Raw genomic sequence first — 14,469 nt, 5'->3', positions numbered from 1 at the left:
CCCGCCCGGCCGGGTGCCAGGACACCTGTCCCGGCACCCGGCCAGCACCCCCACCAACTCCACAACCCGAGGCCCCCGCCATGCGTCCACCTGCTCCCACGGCTCCCTACCGCGCCGCCGGCGTGGCGTTGGTGCGAGCCGTAGCCCACCCCGACCTGCCAGTGCCCGCCTGGCCGGACCTCACCACCGACGGCACCGACCTGACGCTCCAGCGGGTGGAGTGGCTGCGCGCGGTGTGGGCCGATGACCATCTGGCAGAGGCGCTGTCGCTGGCGAGTCCGGTCCTGGCCCGCAGCGTCGAGCAGCTGACCTCGTCCCCGCAGCCGGCAGTACGCGAAGTACGCCGTGCCGTTCTATCCACGGCCTGCTACCTGTTGCGCGCCCAGGGCCGGTCGACCCCGTTCGGGCTGTTCGCCGGTGTGCAGGCGGCCACCTTCCGCCCGTTGTCCTCGGTCCGGTGGGGAGACGACCACCGCCCGGTGGCCCGGGCGTCGGCGGCCTGGCTCTCCGGGGCCGTCGAGCGCCTGGAACGGTGCCCCGGTCTGCTGGCCCGGCTGGAGGTGACCGCGAACACCACCGCCCATGTACGCGGGGATCGCCTCGTGGTCCCTCACCAGCCGTTGACGCGTCCCGACGGCAGCACGACCGTCACCGAGACGACCCTGCGCCACACCCGCCCGGTCGCGTTAGCCCTCGCCGCTGCCCGCCACCCGATCCGCATCCAGGACCTGGCCGACAAGCTCGCCGCCGAGTTCCCCACCGTACCCGCCAGCCGGATCAGTGGTGCGCTGGGCGAGCTGGTCGCGTCCCGGGCGCTGATCACAAGCCTCCATGCCCCGGCGACCGAACCGGACCCGCTTGCGCACCTGCTGGCCGCCCTGGAACGGGCCGACGCCGACGACGTCGCCTCCAGCGCCGACCTGCTGGAGGACCTGCGGTCCGCCCACGCCCTGCTCGCCGACCACAACCGGCAGCCCGGCCGCGTCGCCCGGACCGCTCTGGACGGCCTCTCTGGGACGGAGCGTCCGGGGCTGGCCGTCGACCTCCTGCTGGACGCCGACCTCGTCCTGCCCGAGGCCGTCGCGCACGAGGCCGCCCGGGCGGCCGAACTGCTCACCCGCGTCAGCGCGTTCCCCAAGGGCACAGCCGCATGGCGGGCTTATCACCAGCGCTTCTACGAGCGGTACGGCCGAGGGGCGCTGGTGCCGCTGCTGGACATGGTGGCGGACAGCGGGATCGGTTGGCCTGACGGGTACCCCGGCGCCCGGCCCGCCGAGGCACCACGGTTCGACGCCCGGGACGAGGTGCTGGCCGCCTTCGCCCAGCGGGCGGCCCTCGACGGCCAGCGCGAGGTCATCGTGGATGACGGGCTGCTGGCCTCCCTCGCGCCGAGCCCGGAACAGCGCCGGTTCCCGCCGCACCTGGAGGTCGTCGCCCGCCTCCACGCCCGAAGCACGCAGGCGCTCGACCGCGGTCAGTTTCTCCTGGAGGTGGTCTCGGCGTCTCGGTCGGCCGGCGTCTCGGTCGGCCGGTTCCTCCACCTCCTCCCCCCGGAGCGCCGGGCGGCGTTCACCGACGTGCTGACCGGTCTACCGACTATGGACGAGCGGACCGTGACCGCTCAGCTGTCGTTCCCGCCGCTGGACGCCGCGACCGGGCACGTGGCCCGCAGCCTGGCCACCGGCCAGCTGGTGATCAGCCTCGCAGAGCACCGCCCCGCAGCCGACGGCGTCCTGCGACCGGAGGACCTAGCAGTCGGCTGCGACGGCCGCCGGATGTTCCTGGCGGCGCCGGCCCTCGGAGTCAGGATCGAGGCCGCCGCCACCCACGCCCTGAACCTGCGCACCCACACGCCGCCGCTGGCCCGCCTCATCACCGAGCTGTCCCGCGCCCAGGCCGCCCAGGTCACCGAGTTCTCCTGGGGCTCTCTCAACGCGCTGCCCTTCCGGCCCCGGCTGCGGCACGGCCGCATCATCCTCTCCCCGGCCACCTGGCGACTCGCAGCCCCTGAACTTCCCACCCGCACTGCACCGTTCGACCAGTGGAACGAGGCACTGTCCGTCTGGCTGACCAGCCGCCGGGCTCCACGACACGTGATGCTCGCGGCCGACAGCCAGGGCCTGCCCCTCGACCTCGACCACCCCGGCCACCGGGCCCTGCTGCGCCACCACCTCGACACCGCCCCGCACGCCGTGCTGGTCGAGGCACCCGACCCCGACAGCCTCGGCTGGGCCGGCGGCCGGGCTCACGAGATCGCCATCCCACTCACCGCCACCCGGACGCCGACCTGGCCGCGCCTGCCCAAGCCGACGACCGCCCGGCTCCTGCATCAGGGCCACGGCGACGCCCCCGGCACCTCCCGGCTGCTCCTCGCCTCGCTCTACGGAGACCAGGAGCGCCAGGACACCGTCCTCACCCGACACCTGCCCGACCTCCTGGACCGCCTCGGACGCCCTGCCTGGTGGTTCGTCCGGTTCCGCGACCCGCGCCCGCACCTGCGGCTGCGCATCGCCCTGCCCAACTCGAACGGCTTCGGCCCCGCCGCCGCCGTGATCAGCACCTGGACCACCGAACTCCACCAGGCCGGTCTGCTCGCCGAGGTGGTGTACCCGACCTCCTACACGGAGACCGGCCGGTGGGGCGAAGGCCCGGCCTGGGCCGCCGCCGAGGACGTGTTCCGCGCCGACTCCGCCGCCGTCCTCACCCAGCTGTCCCAACCCGCACGGCCCGCCCAACAGGCGCTGCTCGCCGCCCATGCCGTCGCCATCGCCTCAGGCTTCACCGACTCCACCACCGCCGGCCTGCGGTGGCTCGTCGCCAACGTGCCCGCCGAAGCGCCGACCGCCACGCCCCGGCCGCTCTTCCACGAGGCCGTGCGCCTGGCGGATCCCGCCGGAGCTTGGGCCGCATTACGCGCCGAGCCGGGCGGCACAGCGATCGTGGATGCCTGGGCCGAACGCCACCACGCCCTCGCGGACTACCGCCGCCACTTCCTCGGCCCGCACACCGAAGGCGTCGACGCGGACGACGTGCTCGGCTCCCTCCTGCACTGCAGTTTCGTCCGCGCGCACCGCATCGACTTCGACCACGAAGCCCAAGTCCTCTACCTGGCCCGCGCCACCGCCCTCGCCCGCCTCTCCCGGGACGGTGACCAGTGACCGCGCACCCCGCCCTGCGACTGTCCGACCGGATCGCCGAGCTGCTCTCCGACCCGGCCAACGCACCAACGGCGTGGACGTCCCGCCCGCAGTGGCCCCAGTCCCTCGCCCACGGCGCGCCTGGCATCGCCCTGCTCCACATCGAACGCGCTGCCGCTGGCCGAGGCCAATGGGAGCCGGCTCGCGCCTGGCTCATGGTCGCCGCCAGCACCCCGGTCACCCGCGGAGCGGACAGCTACCTGTACTACGGTGCCCCGGCGCTCACCCACGCACTCGCGTGCGCAGCCCAAGGCCGGCCCGGCTCCTACCACAACGCCCTCGCCCACCTGGACGACGCCGTCGCCGCCGACGCGGTGCGCCGCTGCGAGCGGGCCGAGGAACGGATCGCACGCGGCAACCTCCCGGCGCTGGCCGAGTTCGACACCATCCGCGGCCTGGCCGGGATCGGCGCCGTCCTGCTGAGCCGGGCACCCGAAGGCGAGGCGATCCGGCGGGTCCTGACCTACCTGATCCGCCTGACCGAGGACATCAAGCACGACGGCGAGGTTCTGCCCGGCTGGTGGACCGCAGACGGCCCGTCCGGCCAGCCAGACCCGCGCTTCCCCGGCGGACACAGCAACAACGGCCTCGCGCACGGCATCGCCGGCCCTCTCGCCCTGCTCGCCGTGGCGCTGCGCCGTGGCGTCGAGATCGAGGGCCAGCGCGCGGCGATCCGGACCATCCTGGCCTGGCTGGAGCGGTGGCGCGACGGGCACGCCTGGCCGTACTGGATCACCCGCGAGAACCTGACCGGTCCCGACCGCCGGCCGCTGGCCCCGCAGCGTCCGAGCTGGTGCTACGGCACCGCAGGCGTCGCACGCGCCCAACAGCTCGCCGCCACCGCGATCGGCGACCACCGCGCACGCCACGACGCCGAGACCGCCCTCGCCACTGCACTGCTGGATCCGAAGGCGCTCGCCGCGACCACCGACGTGTCCGCCTGCCACGGCTACACCGGCCTGGCCCACATCGCCTACCGCGCCGCCTCCGACGCCTCCCCACGCAACGCCGCGCGGCTGCGGTCCGCCGTCGCCCTGCTTCTGGACACCACCCACCCCCCGCACACCGACCCCGACGAGCAGGCCCGCAACCTGCTCGACACGGCAGGGCCAGCGTTTCTGGAAGGCGCCGCCGGAACCGCCCTGGCCCTGCTCGCCCCCGCCACCGACACCACCCCGGCAACCCCCTGGGACGCCTGCCTCCTGACCGCCTGACCGAGGACCGATCCGATGACCACCGGCTGGATCCAGCACGACATCGCCGTCACCTACCGCGCCACCACCGAGCAACTCGCCGTGCACCGCCTCGCCCCCGCGCTCACCGAAGCCCAAAACTCCGGAGAGCTGGAAGGCTGGTGGTACATGCGCAAGGACCCCTTCCGGCTCCGCTACCGGGCGAACGCGCCGGCGCCGGCCATCACGGCCCTCCTGGACGACCTCACCCGAGAAGGTCACCTCGACGGCTGGAGCCTGGGCATCTACGAGCCCGAAAGCGCGGCATTCGGCGGCGCACCGGCCATGGAGGCGGCCCACCGCCTGTTCAACGTCGACAGCCACCACCTCCTCGCCCGCGCCGCCGATCACCAGCAGACGGCCGCCCTCGGCCAGGCCGAGACCACTGTGCTGCTCACCGGCGCCATGCTGCGCGCGGCGGGCCTGGACTGGTATGAACAAGGCGACGTGTGGGCGAAGTTCGCGGAACTGAGGCCGCAAGCGCCTGCGGTCGCACCCGAGCGAGCCGCCGAGCTCACTGTGGCCATGCGGCGCCTGATGACGGCCGACACCCACCAGATCGCCGAACCCGGCTGGGCACTCGACAGCCACGGCCCCTGGATCCACGCCTTCGAGCAGGCCGGGCAAGACCTTGTGCGGCTCTCCCGTGAAGGACACCTCACCCGCGGGCTGCGTGCTGTCCTTGCCCACCTGCTCCTCTTCCATGCCAACCGTGCCGGGCTGCGCGTCGAGCATCAATCTGCCCTGGCCGCACGCGCGTTGGATGCTGTCTTCCATTCCGGCGAGGACTCCGCGTCCTCGCAGTCAACCATCCGCACAACCACTAGGGTCGCCCACGTGACTACTCTCAGCGACAACACCGCCATCCCATCCGCCGAGGAGCTGCGCGACAGCCTCACCAACCGGCTCCTCACCCAGAAGGCCATCACCACCTGGGCGGTGGAGAACGCGTTCCGCACCGTGCCCCGCGAACACTTCCTGCCCGGCTTCCCGCTGGACGTGGCCTACGCGGACAACCCCACCTACACGAAGACCGACGGCTCGGGCGTCCAGATCAGCGCCGCCTCCCAGCCGTGGATCGTCGCCATGATGCTCGAACAGCTCGCCGCCCAGCCCGGCGAGAAGATCTTCGAGTCCGGCGCCGGAACCGGCGTCAACGCCGCCTACCTCGGCGTCATCGTCGGCCCCGACGGCCAGGTGGTGACCGTCGACGTGGACGACGACCTGGTGGACGGCGCCCGCAAGCACATCGCCGACGCTGGCGTCACCAACGTGGACGTCGTCCTCGGCGACGGCGCCCTCGGCCACCCCGCCGCTGCCCCCTACGACCGCATCATCGCCACCGTCAGCACCAGCGAGATGCCCACCGCCTGGCTCCAGCAGATCAAGCCCACCGGACGGATCGTCCTGCCGCTGCGGCTGCGCGGCACCGCCTCCCGCTCGATCGCCTTCGAGCGCGGAGATGCCAGCTGGCGCAGCACTGACAGCCAGCTCGCGGTGTTCATGCCGCTGCGCGGCAGCATGGACGACGCCCGCCGCACCGTCACCCTCACCGCCCAGGACGACGTGACGCTGCAGGTCCACAAGGACCAGACCGATGCTGTGGACACTGACACCCTGCTCGGCGTCTTCGACGGCGAGCGTCACGAACGCTGGACCGGCGTGAACGTCCCCGCCGGCACCACCTACGAGTTCATGGACCTGTGGCTGTCCTGCACGCTCCCGAACGCTCTGATGCGCATGAGCGTGGCCGACACCGCCCAGGACCGCGGTGTCGCCCGGATGTTCAGCTGGGGCTCCATGGCGACCGTCAACGGCTCCTCGCTCGCCTACCTCACCATCCGCCCGGCCGAGCCCGCTGAGGACGGCCGCAAGGTGTACGAGACGGGTGTCATCGGCCACGGCCCCGACGGCGCCGCACTCGCCGACCTCGTGTCCCAGGAGATCCGCACCTGGGGCACCGCCTACCGCGACCGCACGGTGCGCTTCGAACTCCCCGACGCCCCGGCCACCGCCGACCCGGCCGCCGGCATCTTCGTCCTGCCCCGCCCCAACCACCCGATCACCGTCATCTGGGAGTAGCCGCGTGCAGCTGACCGGAGCCACAGCCCAGCGCTTCCCGCTGGTCGCCCGGATCCGGCCCGCATGCCCGCCGCTCGAGGCCCGCGTCGGCAAGCTCCAGGAGCTTGCCGACGCCAGCACCCGGCGGGCAGACCCGGGCCTGGCATCCACCGTCTTCAACCAGGCCGCGCTGCTCGCGTCCGACCTCGCCCTGCCGCACCTGGCCCGCGAGTTGTGCCACCAGCACGCCGCCCTATACCTGCGCGCCCGCCCGCTCCCCGCGATGAGCGCAATCCGTGCCCTGGAACCGATCGTCAACCTCGCACGCCTTCACATCCGGGCCGGCCACGGCGACACGGGCCACCACTTGCTCACAGCCCTCTACAGTGCCGTCACCAGCGGCGCCGAGATGATGGTGGACGGCATCACCGTGCCCTCCGACCTCACCGACGACCCGGCTCAGCGCGCCGAGGTACGACGATGGCTGTGGAGGGTCCTGCTGGCCGACGGCACCCGCGCCCTGACCGGCGCCGGGCGCTGGCAGGAGGCACTGGAGCACCTGGAGCGCCACAAAGGCATCGGCAACCGCATCCTCGACGGCCGCCAAGTCGCCATCCTCGCCCGCGCCACCACCGGCGACAGCGCAGGCGCGCTCACCCTCCTGGAAGCCACCGAGCCCGGCGAGCCGTGGGAGAACGCCGTCACCGCGGTCCTGACCTCGCTGTGCCGCCCCAGCAGCCGTACAGAAGCGCTGGCCGCCATCGACCACTGCCAGCGACTGGAGGACAGCGAAGGCCTCGCGCTGTTCACCACCCGCCTCGTGCTGACCGCCGTGGACGCCACCTTCCGCATAGACCCTCAGGGCGCCCGCGACCTCGCCAAGTACCTCATCGCCCGGACAAGGGCGTTACCCGACGGCTACGCGGTACGGGATATCCTTCAGCACGACTTCTGCCGCGATCACCTGAACCCAGCCGAGTCGAGCGCCCTCGAGGCCGCCTCCGCTGCATGCGCTCTCGATGCCAGCAGCATGCCGGACGTCCTCCGACGCCGGCTCGATGACTCGCTCGCCCAGGCAGCCAAGGTGCTCGAAGCCACCCTGCTCGACCCGACCGCCCCAGGCGGCGATCCCTAGCGAGGGGTTCATCGGTGCTCAACGTCAAGCCGTGAGGTCGAGTTCGACGCCCTACACCGCCTCACCGCCAGCTGCGATGCCCGCCGATCACCATTCCTCTCGCTCGTTGAGTCCCTGACAAGCGTTCTGGCTTTACTTGTTCAGGTACCAACGACCTTCCGCGACTTGATCTCGCACTGAACCGCGCCGGCAGGCCTCGCCACCGACCGGAGGAGAGAGACGCCATGTCACCCGTACGCCGCCGCCAGGCCGCAGGGCCCGGACCGACCGTCCGGGTGGCGTGGCTGTGCGCCCACCGCTGGCTTACGGGTGGTTGCACCGCCCCGCCCACCGACCCGGTCGCGTCCGTCTTGCGGCAGCCGCTAATGCGTTGGAGCAGCCCCATGCCCGAAAGACCTTTCGACCACATCCGGATCGCGCATCTCAGGCTGGAGTGCCAACCCAAGGCGCCCGGGGAGGCGCGACGCCAGGCGATGGCCGCTCTCCGTGAACGCGGCATCGGGCTCGACGACGACACCGCGCTCGCCGTCGAGCTCACCGTCACCGAACTCGTCACGAACGGGATGCGGTACGGCGGGATCGTCAGCCGGCTCGAGGTCTTCCTGTACCTGGAAGCGGGCGGGTTCCTCACGGTCGAGGTGTGGGACGGCGAGGGCACCGTAGAGCCCGTCGTCACCCGGGCTGCGGACGACGCCGACGGTGGGCGCGGCCTGGCGCTGGTCGCCGAGCTCGTCGAACACCTGTGGTGGGAGTGCGCCGACAACTTCGCGAAGAAGGTGTGCGCTCGGATCGCGCTGCGCACCGCGGCCGAGCCGAAACCCGATCTGCACCGCGACCGGCAGCCGGCCGCCGCGTAGCGGCCCCCGAGACTGCGCCCGCCAGGTCAGGGAACACCGGCCGGGCGCACCCGGCGCCGGCCGCGTACGTCCCCCGCGGACGGCCAGCGCCACCCCGAGGCGGTCCCGCCGCCGAACCACGATCCACGGCGACGCCACGTTCGCCGCACAAGCCACCGAACGCGCCCGAGGGTGCGCGCCGTTGCCTGCCCACAGCCTGCACCGACCGAGTACCACAGCCTGGGTCGGCGAACCCACCGCAGAGAGCGAAGGAGTGACGCATGTCGGAGAAGGTCGTCAGGGAGAAGGTCCTCGCGTACGTCGTGCGGGACAGCCGGCTGTTGGTGTTCAGGCACGCCGACAACACCTACGAGGAGGTGGGGATTCAGGTTCCCGCGGGCAGCGTGCGCCCCGGTGAGACGCCGGCGGACGCGGTGCTGCGCGAGGCACGGGAGGAGACCGGGCTCACCGACTTCAAGATCGTGTCCAAGCTCGGCGAGGCCGAGTACGACATGACCCCCTACCGCCGTGAGATCCAGATCCGGCACGTCTTCCACCTGGAGCTGACCGAGCCCACCGAGGAACGGTGGATGAGTCAGGAGGACCACGACGGCGAGCAGGAGCCGACCCGGTTCGAGTGCTTCTGGATCCCGCTGGAAGCGGCGCACATCCTTCAGTCCGGCCAGGGCGCGCTGTTGGGGCAGCTGCCCGAGTAGTGGCACGTCCCGAAGCAGCAGGGAGGCGAACGATGGACGGCACCACTGGCCCGCAGTTCGAGATTGATGAGCTCTACCGCACCTTGAACCCCGGGAACCACGCCGAAGCGGCATCCGTGATCTTGAAGCTGTGGGGTGAGACGTGCGACGTCGACTGCCTGTACTGCTTCGAGAAGCGCAAGGAAGCCCCCGGAGGGGCCGTGATCACCGCCGAGCAGGTCCGGGATCTGCACCGGCTCTTCCTGGGGCGGCCGCTGGCGATCGAGCTGCACGGCGGCGAGCCGCTGACGGCCGGCCGCGAGCACGTGGCTGAGGTGCTGCGCGAGCTCGCCGTGCAGCCGAACGTGGTCCGAGTCGCGCTCCAGACGAACGGCGTGCTGCTCGACGCCGAGTGGCTTGACCTCTTCGACGAGTTGTGCCTGGCCCTGCGGATCGGGATCTCGCTCGACGGCGACGCCGAGGCAACGCCTGGCGCGTCGGTTACGACGGGCGCCCGATCTATCCGCGGGTCACCGCTGCCCTCCGACTGCCGGCCGACCGAGGCCGGAAGGCCGGGGTGGTCTGCGCGGTGACACCGGCGGCAGCTACGCCCTCACCGTTCCCACGGCTGACGACCCTATCTACCGCTTCGTACTGGACCTCCCAAGGGCCCCCGGCCTGCTCTACCGCATGCGGCCGCACTGAGCCAGGCACCGCAGCGTTACGGTCGGCCCACTTCGTTTTCCCGGCGTGGATCCGTTGGTGATAGGGGGTCCGACACCGGTAAAGGCTACGAGTGCGCGCTCAGAAGAGCGCGTCCTGGCGCGGGGCGGTAAGAGCGGCGATCGTGGGGTTGAACACGCCAAGGAGCATGAAGGTCCTCGGGCGGGCGGCGATGTTACCGACGAAGAAGTGCGTTGCCCGATCGGGCGTGACCATTCTGGTCCACCAGCGCTCGCGCAGGACGTCGGTGAGCCGGTGGGCGGGGTAGGTTCGGCGGAACTTACGCCACGACTGGCCGGCTTCCCAGTCGTGCAGGCCCATGTCGTGGCCCCGGCAGGCCTCGTCGTCACAGTGAAAGTGGTAGCGAAACTCGTAGGGAACCCATTCGAGAGGCCGGTGGTCGGGGCTCAGCATGTCGGTCTGGTTGACGATGCCGTGCTGCTCAGCGGTCCAGGGGCTGGCGTCGGCGAGGCGGAAGGAGCCGATGCGCGCGGGACGGAACAGCCCGAGGGAGGTTCCGTTGGCGGCCTGGAGGCGTTTGATCGCGCACAGGGACGGTTGGATCAGCGGTCTGGCGATGTCGAGGCGCTCGGCCCAGCCGTTCCGGCTGCTGACCGTGCCGACGACCCGGAGGGTGTCCAGGTTGGGTCGCAGGCTCTCAGGTCTCCGGTCGGCGTGGTGGCGCCGGACGTCGACCTCGACAACGGAGTACTTCCCGAACTGCTTCTCCTCGTCAAGCAGCCGGTGCGGGACGGGAAAGAGTCGCACGTGCCGCACCGGGTCGGTGTCCAGACGGATGCCGGCGACACAGCAGGTTTCCAGGTACTTGTGCGAAACGTCGGGATACGTCTTGACCGTGATCAGGATGCGCGCTCGTTCCCAGCCCGATGCCGACATACCAACCCCCTGGTCTGACTCCTGTCACCATTGGGCGGGCAGGGTGCCGAATGCGCAAGGGTGCCTGTTCGGACGGGAGTTGAACGGATCAGGCCAGGGCGGCGACGGACAGCGCGGTTCGCTGGTGCAGTTCAGCCAGGACGGCCTGGCGGTGGCAGCGGCGCTCATCCTGCTCGAAGCACAACACCGCCACCGAACGCTCGACGGCCAACTCGGCCAGTTCCTCCAGCTCCCGGCGGGCCGGTTCTGCCGCCATGACATCGGCGAACGCCGCCAGGCCTTCGCCGACGCGGCCGTCCCAGAACGGCGCCCGATTGTCCTTCGGGTTGCCCAGGGAACGCAGGTGAAGGTAGGAGATGTCCGCCTCGGCCAGGGCTGCGCTCAGCCGGGACTTGCTGAACCCGGGCTTGCGGCTGATCGGTGTCAGCCGGACATCCGCCACCGCGTCCACGCCCGCCTCGACCAGCGCCGCCACGAACGAGTCGATCGTTCGGCCCTCGTAACCCGTGGACCACAGGCCCGGCACCGGACCCGCAGCCGCCACCAGCTCGTCCACCGTCACCTCCAAGGCCCGCGCCAACGCCGCGACGGTGAACAGTCCGGGCTGCGCCACGCCCTCGGTCTCCAGACGGGACAGCGTGCGCAGGGGGACGCCGGCGGCGGAGGCCAACTCGGGTCGGGTCAAGCCGTGCGCCTCGCGCAGCGCCCGTAGCTGGCGGCCCAGGCGGTGGGCGCGAGCACGTTCAGAGCTATCGGCAGAGGGGAGACCAGACATAGCGAAATCCTAACGAGCAGTCAGCTCGAGTCCGTCACCGCATCCCCGAACGGGTGAAGGTCGTGAGCGACGTTGGGGGGCGGCGAAGTCACGGTGTACGTAGATGCTGCTGCGACGACCGGGAATCCGGAACACTGGCGGCAGGCGGCTGCGGCAGTTGCCCAACCGGCCCTGTCCTGTGAGTCGTTGCAGAGGATCGTGGATGTACTCGGAACCTGAGCCGAACACCGCTGCCCGCATGCGCAAGATGCTCACCGCGGCGGCGATGACGCTTGAGGTACAGCCCAGCAACACCCGAGAAGTATGGGGCTGGCGAGGGCGCACGCTCAGCCGGTCGGTGGCGACCGCCACCGGCGGCCGGGGCTGGCTGCGCCTGGTATCGGCACCGGCCGACAAGGCGGCCGGCAAGCTCTGGGACGGACCGATCGAGGCGGAGCGCGCGATGCCGCTGGCCGTCCCGCGGCCACGGCTGCACCAGCAGCACGCCTGGACCGAAGACGGCCACGGCTATCTCGCTGAGCTGTACGAAGAGGTGACCGCCGTGGTCGTCTCCGGCGACGACCCCGTACTGCGAACTGAGCCCGCGCTGAACGAAGCCTGGTGGACGGACCTGGTAACCGCGCTGGATGGGATCCAGCAAGTGTCGACCAGCCGGGTGGCCGTGCGTCAGGAGTACCTCGACCGCGCCATGCCCCAGTTTCTCGGCGCCCCAGTCCGGACAATGGTGCCGGTCTGGACGACGGCCCACGGTGATCTCCACTGGACCAACCTCACCGGCCCAACACTCACCATCCTCGACTGGGAGGGCTGGGGCATCGCGCCAGCCGGCTACGACGCTGCCCTGCTCCACAGCTACAGCCTGCTCGTCCCGGCCACGGCCAACGAGATTCGGGAGCGCCTCGGCCACATCCTGGACACCCCCGAGGGCCGGTTCGCGGAGCTGGCGGTAATCACGGAGCTGCTCCAGACCACCACCCGCGGCGACAATCTGGACCTGGAGGGGCCGTTGCGGAAACGGCTGGCTGAACTTCTGCCCCAGCCGTAGCAATGCCTCGCCACCCACTCCCGCCCCAGCCGGATCGGGCGGAAGAGGGCCCGGTCGTCGCCGAGATCGTCGCGCACTCAGTCTCCGATGTCCGCTCCCGGCCCAACGTGCCTGCCGCCGAGCTCGCGGTCTCCAGCGGCCCCGACGGCTGGGACGCCGAGCAGTGACGCTCCTATGTCACCCGGGGCACGGGCGGGGCGGCATCCGTCAGGAGTCCGGAACGGGATCGGCCAATGTATCCGCAGCCACAGCATCACCAAGCCAAGGAGCAGGCGCGACAGATAGAGCTGGTGTCTTGCGCGATGCTCTCCACAGGTCCACGGTGGAAGTACCCGACACATACCGCCCTTTCGCCGGTAGAGATCATGCACACGGCTCCATATGAAATTGGAATGACCAGTCCGGTCCGGCAGGAGCTTGCGATCCCTTAGGCTTCTCGGATCGGCAGCAGCCGGACTTTAAGCGGCCCTTCCCGCGTCGCCCGCGCGAGGCTCCGTTATGGATCGACCCTGGTGGGGCGGCGGGGCAACGGCATAGGAGGAAGTTATGCCCGAGGTAATTGGCGCAATTCGCGACAGATGGCTAGAGCTGAACGGCTCGAACTCATATCTCGGAAACCCGGTAACGGATGAGATGGATTATTCCGAAGGTGGACGGGTCAGCGTTTTCGAGAATGGCGCCATCTATTGGTGGCCAGATGTAGGGGCGATTGACATCGGCGAGATGTTCGTTCACTACCAAGGTCTCAACTGCTTCAGTGCGACCAGCGGATTCGGGTCCGACCAGCCTTACGTGACGATGGCCATCACCGTCCCCGGAATGGACCCGAAGGCATTGCGATCGCAAATTTACCAAGATGTTGATGGGGGCGACACCAGGCCGGATCAGCTGGAGCTCTACAGGGGGCAGCCGCGCGGAATGGTAATAGTCGCACAATGCATCGAGCATGATAGCGGAAACCCCGAGGACTATCGTGATGTAATGCATACTGTGGCGAAGGCGGCAGGTGCGGGTGTCGTAGGGCTGATTTCATACGTACCGGATATAGGACCTGTGCTGGCGGCTGTTTCCGGCGTCATCCTGGCTGGCTTCTCTGATGAAATAGGTGATGCACTGGGAGAGCTATTTGGCCTGAGCGACGATCTGATCGGTGGCCCTGCCACGTTCGCTCTCTCGCCGCGGGACATGGTTTTACTTGCCGCGCGGACCCAGAATTCAAGTGATCGACAGGTTCAGTTCAAGATTGCCAGCGACCTGCTCTCGGGAGATGGAGGGGACTACAAAGTGTACTTCGGCATGTCGAAAGCACCATGACTGGGCGTTTCACCCCTGACTTTGGAGGTCAGGTTCCGCGCCAGGTCGGGGTGGTCTCGCCAGTGAGGCGGCGGGTCATGAGGTTGATCATTGCGACGTAGACCATGGCTTCTGAGCGGGCCGGGAGGGCCTCGTAGTCGCGGGCGAGGCGGCGGTGGTTCATGAGCCAGCCGAGGTCCGCTCGCTGCCCGCCCAACGGCACGCTCACCGGCGGCGGTCAGGAGTAGCGGTCAGGGGTGGTGCGGGAGAGCGAGGCGATGGTGGCGGACCGCCGCACGGACTGCTACCGGCCTCGCCAGCTCCACCGGGGCGGGAAGGTCGAACGGGAGCACACCCGACTGATACCCGCCCGGGCGGGTCTGTGACCTGCGCGGAAAGCCCGACCCGCGGATCGCCGCGTTCCACGTGCTGATCGCTCAGGAACCCAGTGTCACAGCGCCGACGGCGAGAGCAGTGGCTATCAGGCCCGTGACCAGCATGAGCAGCGAGACCAGCAGACAACCTCCCGAAGCCGCGGGCGTGCCGCTCTGGTAGGACGGACGACGGGTGGCCGCCCTCC

12 protein-coding genes and 1 pseudogene are annotated in these 14,469 nt (G+C 70.3%); 10 read left to right on the top strand and 3 right to left on the bottom strand.

The annotated features are described in order from the left end of the window. The first annotated feature begins 131 nt into the window (after window positions 1-131). The 7 genes from ABEB06_RS06155 to ABEB06_RS06125 all read left to right on the top strand — a co-directional run bounded on the left by ABEB06_RS06155 (window position 132) and on the right by ABEB06_RS06125 (window position 9,749). Entirely contained in the window at window positions 132-3,158 is a 3,027-nt protein-coding gene (locus ABEB06_RS06155) for a lantibiotic dehydratase (protein ID WP_345695761.1), read from the top strand. Further along, window positions 3,155-4,411 (top strand): lanthionine synthetase C family protein, encoded by a 1,257-nt coding sequence (locus ABEB06_RS06150; RefSeq protein ID WP_345695760.1) that lies wholly within the window; start codon window positions 3,155-3,157, stop codon window positions 4,409-4,411. Before ABEB06_RS06155 ends, ABEB06_RS06150 begins: the two co-directional genes overlap by 4 nt. 15 nt (window positions 4,412-4,426) lie before the next feature. Further along, window positions 4,427-6,511: a methyltransferase, FxLD system gene (gene fxlM, locus ABEB06_RS06145; RefSeq protein WP_345695759.1), complete on the top strand. Its 2,085-nt coding sequence runs from the start codon at window positions 4,427-4,429 to the stop codon at window positions 6,509-6,511. A gap of 4 nt (window positions 6,512-6,515) precedes the next feature. Next, entirely contained in the window at window positions 6,516-7,625 is a 1,110-nt protein-coding gene (locus ABEB06_RS06140; RefSeq protein ID WP_345695758.1) for a hypothetical protein, read from the top strand. A 383-nt stretch (window positions 7,626-8,008) separates the two neighbouring features. Beyond that, entirely contained in the window at window positions 8,009-8,482 is a 474-nt protein-coding gene (locus ABEB06_RS06135; protein WP_345695757.1) for an ATP-binding protein, read from the top strand. 260 nt (window positions 8,483-8,742) lie between these two features. Beyond that, window positions 8,743-9,177, top strand: a complete 435-nt coding sequence (locus ABEB06_RS06130) for an NUDIX hydrolase (RefSeq protein WP_345695756.1) — start codon at window positions 8,743-8,745, stop codon at window positions 9,175-9,177. Between the two features lie 32 nt (window positions 9,178-9,209). Then, a complete protein-coding gene (locus ABEB06_RS06125; protein WP_345695755.1) occupies window positions 9,210-9,749 on the top strand; it encodes a radical SAM protein in 540 nt (179 codons plus the stop codon). Window positions 9,750-9,960: 211 nt separating this feature from the next. Here the strand turns inward: ABEB06_RS06125 and ABEB06_RS06120 are convergent, their stop codons facing one another. Next, complete coding sequence (locus ABEB06_RS06120; protein WP_345695754.1) at window positions 9,961-10,776, bottom strand: hypothetical protein; 816 nt, start codon at window positions 10,774-10,776, stop codon at window positions 9,961-9,963. An 88-nt stretch (window positions 10,777-10,864) separates the two neighbouring features. Next, complete coding sequence (locus tag ABEB06_RS06115; RefSeq protein ID WP_345695752.1) at window positions 10,865-11,551, bottom strand: DUF488 family protein, N3 subclade; 687 nt, start codon at window positions 11,549-11,551, stop codon at window positions 10,865-10,867. Window positions 11,552-11,789: 238 nt separating this feature from the next. Here ABEB06_RS06115 and ABEB06_RS06110 point away from each other — a divergent pair, with 238 nt between their 5' ends. From ABEB06_RS06110 to ABEB06_RS06100, 3 genes are all read left to right on the top strand, one after another. Next, window positions 11,790-12,596, top strand: coding sequence for a hypothetical protein (locus ABEB06_RS06110; RefSeq protein ID WP_345695751.1), 807 nt, complete (start codon window positions 11,790-11,792; stop codon window positions 12,594-12,596). Between the two features lie 2 nt (window positions 12,597-12,598). Then, a complete protein-coding gene (locus ABEB06_RS06105) occupies window positions 12,599-12,763 on the top strand; it encodes a hypothetical protein (RefSeq protein WP_345695750.1) in 165 nt (54 codons plus the stop codon). A gap of 379 nt (window positions 12,764-13,142) precedes the next feature. Beyond that, window positions 13,143-13,910 carry a hypothetical protein gene (locus ABEB06_RS06100; protein ID WP_345695749.1) on the top strand — a complete coding sequence of 256 codons (768 nt, stop codon included), beginning with the start codon at window positions 13,143-13,145 and terminating at the stop codon, window positions 13,908-13,910. A gap of 28 nt (window positions 13,911-13,938) precedes the next feature. On the opposite strand, the pseudogene ABEB06_RS06095 reads toward ABEB06_RS06100, so the two are convergent. After that, window positions 13,939-14,085, bottom strand: a pseudogene (locus ABEB06_RS06095) (IS5 family transposase); the annotation flags it as partial. Window positions 14,086-14,469 lie beyond the last annotated feature (384 nt).

The organism is Kitasatospora terrestris, from assembly GCF_039542905.1.
Lineage (GTDB): Bacteria > Actinomycetota > Actinomycetes > Streptomycetales > Streptomycetaceae > Kitasatospora > Kitasatospora terrestris.
The sequence above is the reverse complement of the archived record's forward strand: the minus strand, read 5'-3'. Positions and strand labels throughout refer to the sequence as shown.

Coding starts and splice junctions, on each gene's coding strand:
- fxlM (WP_345695759.1), top strand. CDS start 4,427: ATGACCACCGGCTGGATCCAGCACGACATCGCCGTCACCTACCGCGCC.
- ABEB06_RS06135 (WP_345695757.1), top strand. CDS start 8,009: ATGCCCGAAAGACCTTTCGACCACATCCGGATCGCGCATCTCAGGCTG.
- ABEB06_RS06130 (WP_345695756.1), top strand. CDS start 8,743: ATGTCGGAGAAGGTCGTCAGGGAGAAGGTCCTCGCGTACGTCGTGCGG.
- ABEB06_RS06125 (WP_345695755.1), top strand. CDS start 9,210: ATGGACGGCACCACTGGCCCGCAGTTCGAGATTGATGAGCTCTACCGC.
- ABEB06_RS06120 (WP_345695754.1), bottom strand. CDS start 10,776: ATGTCGGCATCGGGCTGGGAACGAGCGCGCATCCTGATCACGGTCAAG.
- ABEB06_RS06115 (WP_345695752.1), bottom strand. CDS start 11,551: ATGTCTGGTCTCCCCTCTGCCGATAGCTCTGAACGTGCTCGCGCCCAC.
- ABEB06_RS06110 (WP_345695751.1), top strand. CDS start 11,790: ATGCGCAAGATGCTCACCGCGGCGGCGATGACGCTTGAGGTACAGCCC.
- ABEB06_RS06105 (WP_345695750.1), top strand. CDS start 12,599: ATGCCTCGCCACCCACTCCCGCCCCAGCCGGATCGGGCGGAAGAGGGC.
- ABEB06_RS06100 (WP_345695749.1), top strand. CDS start 13,143: ATGCCCGAGGTAATTGGCGCAATTCGCGACAGATGGCTAGAGCTGAAC.